The sequence below is a fragment of the Alteraurantiacibacter aquimixticola genome (assembly GCF_004965515.1).
In the GTDB taxonomy this organism is placed as follows: Bacteria; Pseudomonadota; Alphaproteobacteria; order Sphingomonadales; family Sphingomonadaceae; genus Alteraurantiacibacter; species Alteraurantiacibacter aquimixticola.
Genome location: NZ_SSHH01000001.1, coordinates 78,671 through 93,727, shown reverse-complemented (window position 1 = coordinate 93,727; position 15,057 = coordinate 78,671). Strand labels below are relative to the sequence as shown.

The 15,057-nt window shown below is 65.4% G+C and carries 11 protein-coding genes; 7 read left to right on the top strand and 4 right to left on the bottom strand.

From position 1 onward, the window contains the following. Nucleotides 1-23 precede the first annotated feature (23 nt). From E5222_RS00360 to E5222_RS00330, 7 genes are read left to right on the top strand one after another with little or no spacing between them, the layout of a single operon-like run. Entirely contained in the window at nt 24-1,169 is a 1,146-nt protein-coding gene (locus tag E5222_RS00360) for a fumarylacetoacetate hydrolase family protein (protein WP_246021486.1), read from the top strand. A gap of 9 nt (nt 1,170-1,178) precedes the next feature. After that, nucleotides 1,179-2,618, top strand: coding sequence for an aldehyde dehydrogenase family protein (locus E5222_RS00355; RefSeq protein ID WP_136691497.1), 1,440 nt, complete (start codon nt 1,179-1,181; stop codon nt 2,616-2,618). A 5-nt stretch (nt 2,619-2,623) separates the two neighbouring features. Continuing rightward, nucleotides 2,624-3,409 (top strand): D-xylose 1-dehydrogenase, encoded by a 786-nt coding sequence (xylB, locus tag E5222_RS00350; RefSeq protein WP_136691496.1) that lies wholly within the window; start codon nt 2,624-2,626, stop codon nt 3,407-3,409. Beyond that, a complete protein-coding gene (locus tag E5222_RS00345) occupies nt 3,400-4,284 on the top strand; it encodes an SMP-30/gluconolactonase/LRE family protein (RefSeq protein ID WP_136691495.1) in 885 nt (294 codons plus the stop codon). The genes xylB and E5222_RS00345 overlap by 10 nt, the downstream gene beginning before the upstream one ends. Continuing rightward, a complete protein-coding gene (locus tag E5222_RS00340; protein WP_246021485.1) occupies nt 4,281-6,173 on the top strand; it encodes a sialate O-acetylesterase in 1,893 nt (630 codons plus the stop codon). Before E5222_RS00345 ends, E5222_RS00340 begins: the two co-directional genes overlap by 4 nt. A gap of 5 nt (nt 6,174-6,178) precedes the next feature. Next, nucleotides 6,179-7,525, top strand: coding sequence for a glycoside hydrolase 5 family protein (locus tag E5222_RS00335; protein ID WP_211196061.1), 1,347 nt, complete (start codon nt 6,179-6,181; stop codon nt 7,523-7,525). After that, nucleotides 7,513-8,391 carry an aldose 1-epimerase gene (locus tag E5222_RS00330; protein ID WP_136691493.1) on the top strand — a complete coding sequence of 293 codons (879 nt, stop codon included), beginning with the start codon at nt 7,513-7,515 and terminating at the stop codon, nt 8,389-8,391. Before E5222_RS00335 ends, E5222_RS00330 begins: the two co-directional genes overlap by 13 nt. Nucleotides 8,392-8,497: 106 nt before the next feature. Here E5222_RS00330 and E5222_RS00325 read toward each other — a convergent pair whose 3' ends face one another. Genes E5222_RS00325 through E5222_RS00310 form a run of 4 tightly spaced genes read right to left on the bottom strand, consistent with a single transcriptional unit; the run spans nt 8,498 to nt 15,041 of the window. Next, on the bottom strand, nt 8,498-10,279 hold the full coding sequence (locus E5222_RS00325) for an IlvD/Edd family dehydratase (RefSeq protein ID WP_136691492.1): 1,782 nt from the start codon (nt 10,277-10,279) through the stop codon (nt 8,498-8,500). Then, a complete protein-coding gene (locus E5222_RS00320; RefSeq protein ID WP_425456204.1) occupies nt 10,276-11,400 on the bottom strand; it encodes a LacI family DNA-binding transcriptional regulator in 1,125 nt (374 codons plus the stop codon). The genes E5222_RS00325 and E5222_RS00320 overlap by 4 nt, the downstream gene beginning before the upstream one ends. 33 nt (nt 11,401-11,433) lie before the next feature. Next, nucleotides 11,434-13,545 (bottom strand): alpha-glucuronidase family glycosyl hydrolase, encoded by a 2,112-nt coding sequence (locus tag E5222_RS00315; RefSeq protein ID WP_211196060.1) that lies wholly within the window; start codon nt 13,543-13,545, stop codon nt 11,434-11,436. Then, nucleotides 13,542-15,041: a tryptophan halogenase family protein gene (locus E5222_RS00310; RefSeq protein WP_136691491.1), complete on the bottom strand. Its 1,500-nt coding sequence runs from the start codon at nt 15,039-15,041 to the stop codon at nt 13,542-13,544. Before E5222_RS00310 ends, E5222_RS00315 begins: the two co-directional genes overlap by 4 nt. Nucleotides 15,042-15,057 lie beyond the last annotated feature (16 nt).

Genomic DNA, 15,057 nt, shown 5'->3' with positions numbered 1-15,057 from the left:
GCCTCTTTATGGTAGCGCTATCAATGGGAGAGGGTATTGTCACGGCCATGGTTGCCGAACTCGTAAATCTATTGCCTGCGGACTATGCCGCGGGCCATTTCATCGGACGTGCGCAATCGCCGGAAGGGCCGCGCATTATCGCCCTGCGTGAGGGCCGCATCTTCGACCTGACACAGCTAGTCGCCACCTCTTCTGGCGCGGTCGCGCGCAAGGTGTTTTCTGGCGGCGAGGATATCGGCGCGGTCGAGGATAGCCTGCCCGCAGGCTGGAGCCTGCTCTCCCCGATCGACCTGCAATGCATCAAGGCGGCGGGCGTCACCTTCGCCCTTTCCGCCATCGAGCGGGTGATCGAGGAGCGCGCACGCGGCGATGCCGCCAAGGCCGCCGCGATCCGCCAGGCGCTGGAAGACAAGGTCGGCGGCATTCGCGACGTGGTACCCGGCAGCGCCGAAGCCGCGCAATTGAAGGCGCTGCTGATCGAAGAAGGCATGTGGTCGCAATATCTCGAAGTCGCGATCGGCCCGGATGCGGAGATCTTCTCCAAGTCCCCGGTGCTCTCCAGCGTCGGCGCGGGCGCGACCATCGGCGTACGTTCGGATTCGAGTTGGAACAATCCCGAACCCGAAGTGGTGCTGGTGTGCGATGCGCATGGCGAAGTGGTCGGCGCGACACTCGGCAATGACGTGAACCTGCGCGATTTCGAAGGGCGCAGCGCGCTGCTGCTTTCCAAGGCGAAGGACAACACCGCCAGCTGCGCCATCGGCCCGCTGATCCGCCTGTTCGACGACGGCTTCACCATGGACGATGTGCGCAAGGCCAATGTCGACCTGACCATTGACGGTCCGGAGGGCTACCGCCTCGAAGGCACGAACGACATGGGCCAGATCAGCCGCGATCCGGCCGACCTGGTCAGCCAGTGCCTGTCCGAACATCACTATCCCGATGGCTTCGTGCTGTTCTGCGGCACGTTGTTCGCGCCGACGCAGGATCGCGACGAGCCGGGCGCGGGCTTCACCCACAAGGTGGGCGATGTCGTCACCATCGCTTCGCAGAGGATCGGCACACTTTCCAACACAGTCTCCACATCGCGCGATGCGCCGCCCTGGACCGTGGGCATTGGCGAATTCGTGCGCAACCTGGCCCAGCGCGGCCTCATCGACAGGATCTGAAGGACCCCCATGACCAATAGAACCCTATCGCATTACATCGGCGGCGAGTTTACCGGCGCGAGCGACGCGCTGGAAAGCGTGAACCCGTCCGATACCAGCGACATCGTCGCCCGCTTTCCCGATGGCACCGCCGCCGATGTCGATGCCGCCGTGGCCGCTGCCCGCGCGGCGCAGTCCGGCTGGGCCGATGCCTCGCCCGAGGTCCGCTCCGACCTGCTCGAAAAGGTCGCCACCATCCTCTTCACCCGCGCGGAGGAACTGGGCGAACTGCTCGCGCGCGAGGAAGGCAAGCTGCGCGGCGAAGGCATGGGTGAGACGCTGCGCGCCGCGCGCATCTTCCGCTATTTCAGCGGCGAGGCTTTGCGCCGCCACGGGCTGACACTCGAATCCACGCGCCCCGGCCTCGACGTTGCCACCTATCGCGAGGCGCTGGGCGTTGTCGGCCTCATCACGCCGTGGAACTTCCCCATCGCCATCCCCGCATGGAAGGCCGCGCCTGCCATGGCTTTCGGCAATTCGGTGGTGCTGAAATGCGCCAACGTCACGCCGACTGTGGCCTATGCGCTGGCCGAGGCGATCCATGAGGCGGGCATTCCCGCCGGCGTGTTCAACCTGGTGCTTGGCCGCGGCGATGTGGGCCGCGCGCTGGTCGATCATGCCGATGTCGATGCGATCAGCTTCACCGGCAGCCAGCAGGTCGGCGGCCAGGTCGGCCTCAACGCGATGAAGCGCGGCGCGAGGGTGCAGATGGAAATGGGCGGCAAGAACCCGCTCGTGGTGCTGAACGATGCCGATCTCGACAAGGCGGTGGCGATCGCGGCGGATGGCGGCTTCTTCCAGACCGGCCAGCGCTGCACCGCCTCCAGCCGCGTGATCGTGGAAGACGGCATCCACGACGCTTTCGTGGCCGCGCTGTGCGAAAAGGCGAAGAGCCTGAAGGTAGGCGCGGCGCTCGATCCGTCGAGCCAGGTCGGCCCGGCAGCGAGCGCCGACCAGTTCGAGCAGAACTTCCGCTATGTCGGCATCGCCTGCGACGAAGGCGGGCGACTGGCCGGCGGCGGCGACAAGGTGGCTTGCGCAACCGATGGCTATTTCATGCAGCCCACCGTGATCGCCGACACCGCGCCCGACATGCGCATCAACAATGAAGAGGTTTTCGGCCCAGTGGTCTCTACCGTGCGGGTGAAGGATTACGAGGAGGCGCTGGCACTCGCCAATCGCGGCAATTTCGGCCTCTCCTCGGGCATCGTCACCAACTCGCTCAGCAAGGCGCGGCATTTCCGCAAGCATGTGAAGGCGGGCATGGTGATGGTGAACCTGCCGACGGCGGGCGTGGATTACCACGTGCCCTTCGGCGGCACGCGCGGATCGAGCTACGGCCCGCGCGAACAGGGATTTGCCGCGGTGGAATTCTACACCCAGGTCAAGACGGTTTACACGGGGGACTGACGTCGATGTCGGAGAGTATTTTGCGGCCGGAAGCAAAGGGGGCGATCTACCCCAGCCTGGCCGGGAAGAAAGTTATTGTCAGCGGCGGCGGTTCGGGCATCGGCGAAGGGATTGTCGAAGGCTTCGTGCGCCAGGGCGCGGCGGTGGCCTTCGTCGACGTGCAGGAAGCGCCCAGCGAAGCACTGGTGTCGCGGCTGGCCGATACGGCCATCGCGCCGCATTTCGTCCATTGCGACATCACCGATTGCGTGGACTACGGCGCCAAGATCGAAAAGATGATTGCCAAGCTGGGCGGCTGCGACGTCCTGATCAACAATGCCGCCAATGACGACCGCCACAAGATGGAGGACGTCACGCCCGAATATTGGGACGAGCGGATGGCGGTGAATCTGAAGCACCAGTTCTTCGCCGCCAAGGCGGTGATCCCGGCGATGAGGACGACGGGCGGCGGCTCGATCGTCAATCTCGGCTCGATCAGCTGGCATCTGGGGCTGGAGGATCTGGCGATCTACCAGACCGCCAAGGCCGCCATCGAAGGCCTCACCCGCAGCCTGGCGCGCGAGCTGGGCCGCGACGGCATCCGCGTCAACACGATCATCCCCGGCAATGTCCAGACCCCGCGCCAGATGAAGTGGTACACGCCCGAAGGCGAGGCCGAGATCGTCGCCGCACAATGCCTCGACGGGCGCATCCAGCCGGCCGATATCGCCGCCATGGCAATGTTCCTCGCCAGCGACAATGCCCGCTTCTGCACCGCGCATAATTATTGGGTGGATGCGGGATGGCGCTGAACATCCCCACCCGCCAACTGCTCGATGTGGGCAGCAAGCTGGGCGAAGGCGTGCTGTGGGATGCCGAGCGCAAGGTCGTCTGGTTCGTCGATATCAAGCAGCACAGGTTGTGGCATTACGATCCGGCGACGGGCAGCAACGCCATGGCGGAAGCTCCAGGCCAGATCGGCTGGGCGCTGCCTGCCGATAACGGGTTGCTGCTGTGCGGTTTGCAGGACGGGCTCTATCTGTTCGATCCCGCCACGCAGACCTTCGAGGAATACATGCAAGTGCCGGGAGAGCCCGCGCATAACCGCCTCAACGATGCCTGCACCGATCCCTGGGGCCGCGTGTGGTTCGGATCGATGGACGATGCGGAGGAGGAGGCTTCGGGCCGCTTCTACGTCTTCGACCAGGGCGAGATCCGTCCCGCCGGTCCCGCCGGCATCACCATCACCAACGGTCCTGCCGTCTCCGCGCAGGGCGACCGCATCTATTTCACCGACACGACAGCGCAAAAGATCATGGTGGCCGACCTCTCGCCCACGGGCGTGTCCGAGGCGCGGCCTTTCGTCGATACCGGCGCGCTGTTTCCCGAAGCCTATCCGGACGGCCCCATCGTCGACGCCGACGATCATGTCTGGACGGGTCTCTATCTCGGCAGCCGCGTCGCCCGCTTCTCTCCTGATGGCGAACTGGTTGCCGAGATAGAGTTCGATGCGCGCGACGTGACCAAGATGTGCCTGGGCGGCCCCGATTTCCGCACCGGCTACGTCACCACCGCGACCAAGAATCTTGAACCGGAACAATTCGCCGAATACCCGCATGCGGGCAGCCTGCTGGGCTTCGATGCGCCGGTGGCCGGCTTCGAACAGGCAAGGGTGAGGTTGGGATGAAGAAGCTTGCAGCACTCGGCGTTCTAATGGCGGCGAGTGCCGCAAGCGCCGCCCCCGAACCGGGCGCCGCCTATGGCGACCACATGGTCTTCCAGCGCGGACAGCCGATCATCGTAGAAGGCACCAGCGCGCCGGGCGCCACGGTGACCGGCGCGCTCGGCAGCGAGAGGGCGAGTGCCACGGCCGATCGCGACGGCGTTTTCCGCCTGACCTTCGCCGCGCGTGAGGCTTCGTCCGATCCGCTCACGCTGACGCTTTCCGACAGCGACGGCGAAACCACGCTCTCCGACCTCCTGATCGGCGATGTCTGGCTCTGTTCGGGCCAGTCGAACATGGAGCTTTCGGTCGCCCGCGCGCTCAATACCTGGAACGAGCTGCGCATGTCCGCCGATGACGAGATGCGCCTGTTCATGGTGCCTAAGCACACCGCCGCCGCGCCGCAACGCGCATTCGGCGAACCCGTGGAGTGGGCGCATGCGACACCCGACACGGTCGAGCCCTTCTCCGCCGCCTGCTTCTATATGGGCAAGAAATTGCGCGCCGACACCGGCGTGCCGGTGGGCCTGATCCACTCCAACTGGGGCGGCTCCGCCGTCAGCGCCTGGTTCACGCCGGATGGCGTGCGCGAAACCTATGGCCAGGCGGCGATCGACCAGCTGCAGCTCTATGACAGCGATCCTTTCGCCGCAGCGCAGGCCTTCGTGCCGCAATGGTATGACTGGTGGCGCGAGGGGACCGGCGGCAGCGAGCCATGGGCCGATACGGACAGCCTCGACTGGCAGGTGATCCCCAAATTCTCCTTCTGGAACGAGTGGGAAGGCACCGGCCTCGACACTGCTCCCGAAGCGAACATCTTCTTCCGCCAGAGCTTTACCCTTACCGCCGAACAGGCAGCGGGCGACGGCACAGTCTCCATCGGCGCGATCGACGATATCGACCTCACCTGGGTCAACGGCAATCCGGTCGGCTACACGTTCGGCTGGGGCGTGGAGCGGACTTACCACGTGCCTGCAGCATACCTGCGCGAAGGCGAGAACGAAGTGCTGATCGCCGCCAGCAACAATTGGGATACGGGCGGCTTCTACGGCACGCCGGACCGCCTCTTCGTCACCACCGGCAATGGCGACACGGTGCCGCTGGCGGAGGACTGGGAGTATTCGGTCGGCGCGATCAGCGAGATGCCGCCGCGCGCACCGTGGGATGCGATTGCGGGACTTGGCGTCATGCACAATTACATGATCGCGCCCATCGGCCCGATGCGGCTGGCGGGCGTCGCCTGGTACCAGGGCGAAAGCGATGTCGGGCCGGAGGGCTATGACGACAAGCTCGCCACGCTGTTTGCCGGATGGCGCGAACAGTTTGGCGAGCAGGCACGCATGCTGGTCGTCCAGCTCGCCGACTACGGCCAGCGCGTGAGCCAGCCGGTCGAGAGCGGCTGGGCCGATTTGCGTGAGGAACAGCGGCAGGGCGTACTGGCGGACGGCAATGCCGCGCTCGTCACCGCGATCGACTTGGGCGAACCGTCCGACATCCACCCCGCCAACAAGAATGTGCTGGGCCTGCGCCTCGCCATGGCGGCGCGGGGCGAGGCACTGCCCATGCCCGATCGCGCGCAACGCGGCGGCAATGCGGTGGCGGTGACTTTTACCGGCGTAGAGGGTGGGCTCACCGCCTATGGTGGACCCTATCCGCTGGGCGTGGAACTGTGCGGCGATGCGCCGGGGAGCTGCCGCTACGCGTCGGCCGTGGTGCATGGATCGAGCCTGCTCATCCCGCTCGATGGCGAGCCCGCCACGCGCGTTCGCTATGCCTGGTCCGATGCGCCGGTAGTCAACCTATATGACGGGCGCGACATCGCCGTGCCCGGTTTCGAACTGGAGATCGAATGATGCGCATGAACCGGCGCACCCTGCTGGCAGGAAGTGCCGCCGGCGCGGCGAGCCTGTGGCTTCCCGCTTGCAGCATGGGCGGAGAGGAAAGCTCCGCGCCCGGCTTCGTCACCCGCGAGGGCATGCAATTGCTGCGCGATGGCGCGCCCTATCGCATCGTCGGCGCGAATATGTGGTACGCCGCATGGCTTGGCGCCGATGCGGACTATGGCGACCGCGCGCGCCTCACCCGCGAACTCGACCGCTTGCAGGAACTCGGCCTCAATAACTTGCGCATCATGGCTGCGGCAGAGGAAGGCCCGCTCAACAATTCGATCAAGCCCGGCTTCACCACGGGTGAGGGCAATAATGGCGCGCTGTTCGAAGGCCTCGATTTCGCCATGGCGGAGATCGGCAAGCGCGGCATGACCGCGGTCCTCGTCCTCTCCAATTTCTGGGAATGGTCGGGCGGATTGCAGACGCTGCTGTACCGTGCGACGGGCGATTACATGGACATGGGCGATCCCGCCCATCCCTGGCCCGAATTCGCCGATGCGACATCCGAGATCTATGCGAATGAGCAAGCGGTCAGCCTCTATCGCGACCATGTGCGCGCCATGGTCGACCGCACCAACTCGATCACGGGCATGGCCTATGCCGACGACCCGGCGGTGATGAGCTGGCAGCTCGCCAACGAACCGCGCCCCGGCGGCAGCGACGAGGCAATCGCCCGCAATCGCGACGCCTATCTCGCCTGGATTGCCTCCACCGCCGAGCTGATCCGCTCGCTCGATGCCAGCCACATGGTCTCGCTGGGGCAGGAAGGCACGCAGGCAACGAATGGCAGCGAGGAGCTGGTCACCGCCGCACATAGCCACGTCGATTATGTCACCGCGCATATCTGGCCGCTCAACTGGGGCTGGGTCGATGGCAAGGACCTTGAAGGCACATGGCCTGCAGGCCGCCAGCTGGTCAGGGACTATCTCGCCACGCACAGCCGCCTCGCCACGGAAATGGGCAAGCCGCTGCTGATCGAGGAATTCGGCTTCCCGCGCGACGGGGAGACCTATGATCCTTCCACCACCACCCAGTTCCGCCAGCTCTATTACGATACGATCTACGACGCGGTCGAAGCCAGCTGGCGCGATGGCGGGCCGATGCAGGGCAGCAACTTCTGGGCCTGGAACGGCGAGGCGCGCGCCGCGCATGAGGACTATCGCTTCCAGGATGGCGACCGCGCCTATATGGGTGACCCTCCGCACGAACCGCAGGGATGGTATGGCAATTTCGACAGTGACACCGCGATGCTCAACCTCATCCGTGGCCATGTCGACAACAAGTGCCTGGGCCTGACGGAGCCGTGTCCGGCCTGATCGAGCTTTCCGGCGGCGGCTGGCAGGCGGGCGTGCTGCCCGAAATGGGCGGGTGGCTCACCTCGCTCACCTGCAATGGCACCGAAGTGCTGCGGACCATGCCAGCGGGATCGCGCGAGCCGCTGCAGGCGGCCTGCTTCCCGCTCGTGCCCTATACCAATCGCATTGCGGACGGTGCCTTTCGCTGGCTGGGTGACACAGTGCAACTGCCGCGCAATTTCGCGCCCGAGACTTGCAGCATCCACGGCATGGGCTGGAAGAGCGAGTGGCGCGTGGTGTCCGGGCGCGAGTTCAAATGCGCGATGGTGCATGAGTGGGAAGGCCTCGGCCCGCGCCCGTGGAAGGCTGGGATCGATCGCTGGCCCTGGGCCTATCACGCGCAGCAACGCATCCGGCTGGGACCGAAGGGTTGTGCGATTACGCTCAACCTCACCAACCGGTCCAACGTGCCGATGCCCGCCGGACTCGGCCTCCACCCCTATTTCCGCCGCCGCCGGGAAACGCGGCTCTCCTTCCGCTCCAACGGCATCTGGATGGTGGACGAGGCGCAGATACCGACCGGCGAGATCGCTCCCTCGGACCGGTTCGCGGACTTCGCGAGCGGAGCACCGCTGCCCGCCGAGACGATCGATCATTGCTACCTGCTGTGGGACGGCGTGGCGCGGATCAAGGACGATCTCGGCACCATCACCCTGACCGCGACCGGCGCGCCATACCTGCATGTCTACGCCCCGGCCGATGGCAGCGCGCTGTGCCTCGAACCCGTCAGTCACATGCCGGATGCGCTCAACCAGGATCCCGCCGGCATCACGTCCCTGCCGCCCGGATGCAGCGCCAGCCTGCAGATGGAGATTTCGGCGGAGTAGCTCTCACTACCCCCGCCCGTCATTGCGGGCGTAGCGAAGCAATCCAGGCCGTCAGGCGCGAGGCTCTGGATTGCTTCGTCGCTTCGCTCCTCGCAATGACGGAGGACTAGTGATTATGCCGCGGCAGGCCCTTCTTGGCCGTACCGCGATATTTCAGCGCGAATTCCATCACGCCGCCTTCGCCCAGCTGGCCGGTCTTTTCGCGGTAGAGCTCCTCCCACGGCGTATTGCTTTCCGGCACCCGCGGTGCGGGCTCCTCGGCCAGGCGGCGCGCGATCTCCGCCCCATCCACCAGCGCATTGCAGCTGGCATTGTTGAGATCGACGCGGATCACATCGCCCGTGCGCAGCCATGCCAGTCCGCCGCCTGCCGCGCTTTCGGGCGAGGTATTGAGGATGGAGGGGCTGTCGCTGGTGCCCGATTGCCGCCCGTCGCCGAGCGTCGGCAGCCATGAGACGCCGCGCTGGATCATCGCATCCGGCGGCTGCATGTTCACCACCTCCGCGCTGCCCGGCCAGCCGAGCACGCCCGATCCGCGGATCACGAGGATGCAGTCCTCGTCGATGTCGAGCGCAGGATCGTTGATGCGGTGATGGTAATCGTCCGACCCGTCGAACACGATTGCACGCGCTTCGAACATGCCTTCGGCCCCGGGGCGGGAGAGGTAGCGCTGGCGGAATTCCTCACTGATGACCGAGGTCTTGAGGATGCCGAAATCGAACAGGTTTCCGCCGAGCACCATGAAGCCCGCATTGTCCATCAGCGGATCGGCATAGGGGCGGATCATTTTGCGGTCGGGGCTTTCGCGCCCTTCGATATTCTCTGCCATGGTCTTGCCGGTGCAGGTCAGGCAATCGCCCTTGAGCTTGCCCGCCTGGTGGAGTTCCCACAGCACCGCCGGGACGCCTCCCGCGCGGTGGAAACGCTCACCCAGATATTCGCCGGCAGGCTGCATGTTGAGCAGCAGCGGCAGGCGATAGCCATGCTCCTGCCAGGCCGAAAGCGGCAGGTCGACGCCGGCATGGGCGGCCATGGCCTGGATATGCGGCTGGGCATTGGAGGAGCCTCCGCAAGCGCTGACCACGGCAATCGCGTTGAGGAAGGCATCCTTGTCGAGGATCCTGGACGGCGTCAGGTCCTCATGCACCATTTCAACGATGCGCTTGCCGGTGCGGTAGGCCATCTGCCCGCGCTCGCGATAGGGCGCGGGGATCGCCGCGCAGCCGGTGAGCGAGAGGCCCATCGCCTCGGCCACCGCGTTCATGGTGCTCGCCGTACCCATCGAATTGCAGTGCCCGGCGCTCGGCGCGCTGGAGGTGGCGCGGTCGAGGAAAGTCTCCTCGTCGATCTCGCCCGCTGCCAGCTTGCGGCGGCTGCGCCAGATCACCGTGCCGCTGCCCACCAGCTCGCCATTGTGCCAGCCATCGAGCATCGGCCCGCCCGACAGGACGATGGCCGGAATATCGACGGTGGAGGCCGCCATGATCTGGCTCGGCGTGGTCTTGTCGCAGCCGGTGGTCAGCACCACGCCATCGATCGGGTAGCCGTTCAGCAGTTCGACCAGCCCGAGATAGAGCAAATTGCGGTCGAGAGCGGCGGTGGGGCGGCGGCAATTCTCGAAGATCGGGTGGACCGGGAATTCGATCGGGATGCCGCCCGCATCGCGAATGCCGTCACGCGTGCGCTTGGCGAGTTCGATGTGGATGCGGTTGCAGGGCGAAAGGTCGCTGCCCGATTGGGCGATACCGATGATCGGCTTGCCGCTGCGCAATTCTTCCGGCGTGACGCCGTAATTCATGAAGCGCTCGAGATAGAGCGCAGTCATGTCCATGCGTTCGTGATTGTCGAACCAGTCGCGGCTGCGCAAGCGACGGGTGCCGTCGGTCATGACGGGTCCTTCACCCGCGATCCGCGCGAAGTGAGCGACGGCGCCGCATCGGATTCGCGGCGCACCAGCGTGTAGGGCATGTGCTTCTGTTCCTGCTTCACCTTGTCGCCCGAACGCTTGGCCTTGATCATCCGCGTGATCGCATCGACCGCCCATGCAGTCATTTCGCGGATCGGCTGGCGGATGGTGGTAAGTTCGGGCCAGATCGAGCTTGCCATGTCGGTATCGTCGAAACCGCACACGGTGATGTCGTTCGGCACGTCGAGGTGCCGGCGATGCGCCACGGCGACGGTGGCGGCGGCCATGTCGTCATTCGAGGCGAAGATCGCGGTCGGGCGCGGGCTGACGGAAAGCAGCTTTTCCGCCCCGTCCATGCCGGAGCGATAGGTGAAGCGGCCCTGCACGATCAGCTTCTCGTCAATCGGCAGCCCGGCATCGCGCATGGCTTCGAGATAGCCGTTGAGGCGGCGGTCGGCGGCGACCTGTTCGGGGTTGCCGATGATGAAGCCGATCCGTTCATGGCCCAGCCCGATAATGTGCTTGGTCATGTCATAGGCGGCCTGGAAATCGTCGATCAGGACGGCGCCCTGCGCGCCCTCCGCCTTGCCCGGCCCCACGGCGACGGCAATGGCATCGAGTTCGGCCACAAGGTCCAGCACGCTCTGGTCGTCGCACAAGGGGGGCGGCAGGATGAAGCCCTGGATGCCGCCATCGGCAAGGTTCTTCATCAGCGCCTTGGCATCGGCGGTATTATCGCAGCTCTGCACCACGAGATGGATATCGCGGCGGCTCGCCTCTTCCAGCGCGCCCATCAGGAATTCGCTGAGATAGGAAGCTGAGGGGTTGTCGAACAGCAGTGCCACGCGCGTATGCTCGCCGCCCGCCAGCGAACGCGCCGCGCGGTTGGGCGAGTAGTTGAGCTTGGCGATGGCGGCCATCACCTGCTCGCGCGTGGCATCGCGCACATTGCCCTCGCCATTGATGACGCGGCTGACCGTCATCGGCGAGCAATGCGCCTCGCGCGCGACGTCAGCAATTGTCGGTGCGCCATTGCGGCGGCGCGCACCGCGTGTCTTGCGGGTCAATCCCTGTTTTCCCTCGTTACCCATCCGGTCGGCCATAGCCCTGCTTTCCCTCTGTCAGCAAGCGCGGCGTCAGTTGCCGGGAGCTTCAGGAAAGGAGAGCGAACGGTAGTGTTCGAGGCTCTCCGGGACGGGGTCGGCACCGGCGGGTAACGCCAAGCCGTTGAGCGACTGCCAATAGGCAAGGCTCGCATCGCGCCACCAGCGTGCCTCACGCTGCTGGATGGCGAGGTTTTCGGAGACCGCGCGGAAGCGTTCTGCATCCACATATTCGCCGAGTTCGGCCCATGTCGCGGCTATGCCATCCACCTGCGCGACGCCGGTATCGTAGCGGTGGACCAGCTCCTCCCACAGCGTGCGGCCGGAGGGCATTCGGTGATCCCAGCCGACACGGTGGAACCACAGCAGGAAGGCCGGATCGATCGTCTCCGGATCGCTCCATTGCGCGGCCACTTCGGGCGCGTATTGGGAGAGGGCATTGCTGCCGCTTTCCGTGCGGTCGAAGCCGATCCCGTCCGCATCGGCGCGGTGGTAATAGCACGGGTTCCATTCGGGCCGCGCGAGGTCGCACACCCACGGACCGGGGCCGTAATGGTGCCCCGTATCCATCAGGTGCGCGAGGCCGAGAGGGGTCATGTAATCGACCACCGCCTCCCGGCTCTCCATCATCATCGGCACGGTGGCCTCGATGAAGTCCTCGTCCCGGCTGAAGGTCTGCGCGGCCCATTCGCGGGCGATTTGCTCGCTGGGTAGCGTCGGGTCCCATGCCAGCCGCCCGAAGGCATACCAATTGGCCTGGTCGAAATCGGAGCCGGTCCAGTTGCGGTCCGATCCGGTGTTCGCAACACCCGCCATGCCCACCGGCGCGATCACATCGGCCACGGTCCCGCCATGGCCGGTATCGGCATCCAGTGCCTCCTCCCACATGGGCGCGAGGAAGGCGAGGTGGCTGGCAAAGCCGAGATATTCCTTCGTGATCTGTGCTTCAAACATGAGGTTCGTGTTCGGCATGGCGCCGAACATCGGGTGGAAAGGCTCGCGCGGCTGGAAGTCGATGGGGCCGTTCTTCACCTGCACGATCACATTGTCGGCAAATTGCCCGTCGAGCGGCACGAATTCGTTATAGGCCTGCATCGCCCGGTCGGTGTCGTCCTCGGCCGAATAGACGAAGGCGCGCCAGATCACCGTGCCGCGGTCTCCCACAGCCTCCGCCAGCATGTTCGCGCCATCGGCATGGGTGCGGCCATAATCCTGCGGACCGGGCTGGCCTTCGCTATTCGCCTTGACGAGGAAGCCGCCGAAATCGGGGATCGCGGCATAGATCTCGTCCGCCTTGTCCTGCCACCATCGCCGCACATCCGGATCGAGCGGGTCGGCCGTCTCCAGCCCGCCAATATCGCGCGGCGCGGAAAAGCGGGCGGAGAGGAAGACGCGAATGCCATAAGGCCGCCATGCATCGGCGAGCCGCTTGACCTTCTCGATATAACGCGGCTCCAGCATATAAGCGCGCGCATTCACATTGTTCACCGCCACCGCATTGATGCCGATGCTGGCATTGGCGCGGGCATAATCGATCATCCGCTGGTCCAGCCGCTCGGGCAAATGCCACCAGTCGAAGATCGAGCGCCCGGCATAACCGCGCTCCACATGACCATCGGGATTGTCCCAGTGGTTGAGCATGCGCAGCGGCATGGCAGGGGCGGAAGCGATGTCGATTGTGGCGGGGTCCGCGCCGAGCGAGAGTTCGCGCAGCAGGGCATAGGCGCCGTATAGGCAGCCGATGGGAGACGAGGCGGCAATCCAGATTGCGTCCCCCTGAGTGCGGACGAGAAAGGCGCCTTCACCTCCCACGCTCTGGTCTGAGCAACCTAACCCGAATGAATTGGTGATGGAGTCTGGCCCCGGATCGCGCGGCCGACTTAGCAATCCCAGCCAGATCTCATCCGGCCGCCCCCGCAATGCCTGGAAGCCGTTCATCAGCTCGGAAACGGCGAGCCTTTCAGTCGGATCATCCGAAGGCGCAGCAACAATTGCAGATAGCGTCTCCAGCCGCTCCAACGCCTCGCCCTCAAGCGGGGCATAACGCAGCCACAAATCGTAGCCGTCCTCCGCTCGCACTCCCTGCGCGCTCAACGCAAGCAGGGCCGCCGCCAGCACGCGCATCCAGTGCCGCAAAACCCTCATGCCGCGCCCGCCTCTGCCTTCCCGGCATATTGGTCGAGGAAGGCCTGGTGCTCCGGCAGGCTCTGCGCCGCGCGGCGCAAGTTGGAGGCCAGCGTATCGAGCGATGCGCCCAGCTTCTCCGCCCCGATCATCCGTCCTAGCGCATGGTGCGATTGCGGTTGCAAACCCTGTCCCAGCATCACCTGAACCCAGGAGTCGATCCGGAACAGCTCGTCGCTCGCCTGGTAGGCGGTGGCGCTTTCGCGGAAGAGCGCGATGCGCTGCGCCAGCGTGTCCGGGATATCGAGCGCGCGGCAGCGGTCCCAGAAGGGTTCGCCCTCGCGATTGTTCAGATGGTAGTGCAGAATGATGAAGTCGCGGATGCCTTCCAGCTCGGTCCGTGACAGGTCGTTGAAGCGCTGTGCCAGCGCATCGCTCACCCCGTCGAAGGGGAAGAGCTGCATCAGCCGCGTCACCGCGATCATGATCAGGTGGATGCTGGTGGATTCGAGCGGTTCGACGAAGCCGGAGGAGAGGCCAATGGCGATGCAATTGCGGTTCCACGCCTTGCGCCGCGTGCCGGTGCGGAAGGGGATCACGCGCGGTTCGGTCAGCATCTCGCCGTCGAGCCGCTGTTCCAGCCGCGCCCGCGCCTCGTCATCGGACATGAACTCGCTGCAATAGACCAGGCCGTTGCCGACGCGGTGCTGCAGCGGGATCTGCCATTGCCAGCCCGCCTCATGCGCCATCGCGCGGGTATAGGGGCGCGCGGGGCCGACGGCCTTGGTCTGCACCGCCAGCGCACGGTCGGTGGAGAGCCAATGCGTCCAGTCGTCGAAACCGGTCTCCAGCGCATCCTCGATCAGCAGCCCGCGGAAACCGGTGCAATCGATGAAGAGGTCGCCTCCGACCACTTCGCCCGAGTCCAGTTCCAGCGCCGCGATATCGCCGCTCTCGCCGTGTTTCCGCACATCGCGAATACGCCCCTCGATCCGCGTAACGCCCAGCGGCTCGGCAAACTCGCGCAGGAACAGGCCATAGGCGGTCGCATCGAGGTGATAGGCATAGTTGAGCGGCACTTCGCCGCCGGTACGGAAGCGGTTCGCCATCGCCGCCTGCGTTTCCAGGCTGTATTCGCCGATGTCGCCCGCAATGCCCATGGCGCGCGCTTCCAACCACATATGCTGGAAATCGGCCATCCATGTGGAGCGGCCGGTCACGCCGAAGGAGTGGAAGTAACGCTCCCCGTCGCGGGTCCAGTTCTCGAAGGAAATGCCCAGCTTGAAGCTGGCGCCGGTGGCACGCACGAATTGGGCCTCGTCCAGCCCCAGCAATTCGTGGAAGCGGCGCGCGGTGGGAATGGTGCTCTCGCCGACGCCGACCGTGCCGATCGCATCGGATTCGACCAGCACGATCTCGATCAATTCGCCGAGGTTCTTGGCGAGCGCTGCGGCCACGGTCCAGCCGGCAGTGCCGCCGCCAGCGATGACCACTTTCCTGACCGGTCTGCCCTGCATTGCCGCCTCTCTCCCC

What these genes read in the sequence shown, in the direction of transcription:
- E5222_RS00345 (WP_136691495.1), top strand. Translation starts at nt 3,400, where the DNA reads ATGGCGCTGAACATCCCCACCCGCCAACTGCTCGATGTGGGCAGCAAG.
- xylB (WP_136691496.1), top strand. Translation starts at nt 2,624, where the DNA reads ATGTCGGAGAGTATTTTGCGGCCGGAAGCAAAGGGGGCGATCTACCCC.
- E5222_RS00310 (WP_136691491.1), bottom strand. Translation starts at nt 15,041, where the DNA reads ATGCAGGGCAGACCGGTCAGGAAAGTGGTCATCGCTGGCGGCGGCACT.
- E5222_RS00360 (WP_246021486.1), top strand. Translation starts at nt 24, where the DNA reads ATGGGAGAGGGTATTGTCACGGCCATGGTTGCCGAACTCGTAAATCTA.
- E5222_RS00355 (WP_136691497.1), top strand. Translation starts at nt 1,179, where the DNA reads ATGACCAATAGAACCCTATCGCATTACATCGGCGGCGAGTTTACCGGC.
- E5222_RS00315 (WP_211196060.1), bottom strand. Translation starts at nt 13,545, where the DNA reads ATGAGGGTTTTGCGGCACTGGATGCGCGTGCTGGCGGCGGCCCTGCTT.
- E5222_RS00320 (WP_425456204.1), bottom strand. Translation starts at nt 11,400, where the DNA reads ATGGCCGACCGGATGGGTAACGAGGGAAAACAGGGATTGACCCGCAAG.
- E5222_RS00340 (WP_246021485.1), top strand. Translation starts at nt 4,281, where the DNA reads ATGAAGAAGCTTGCAGCACTCGGCGTTCTAATGGCGGCGAGTGCCGCA.
- E5222_RS00325 (WP_136691492.1), bottom strand. Translation starts at nt 10,279, where the DNA reads ATGACCGACGGCACCCGTCGCTTGCGCAGCCGCGACTGGTTCGACAAT.
- E5222_RS00335 (WP_211196061.1), top strand. Translation starts at nt 6,179, where the DNA reads ATGAACCGGCGCACCCTGCTGGCAGGAAGTGCCGCCGGCGCGGCGAGC.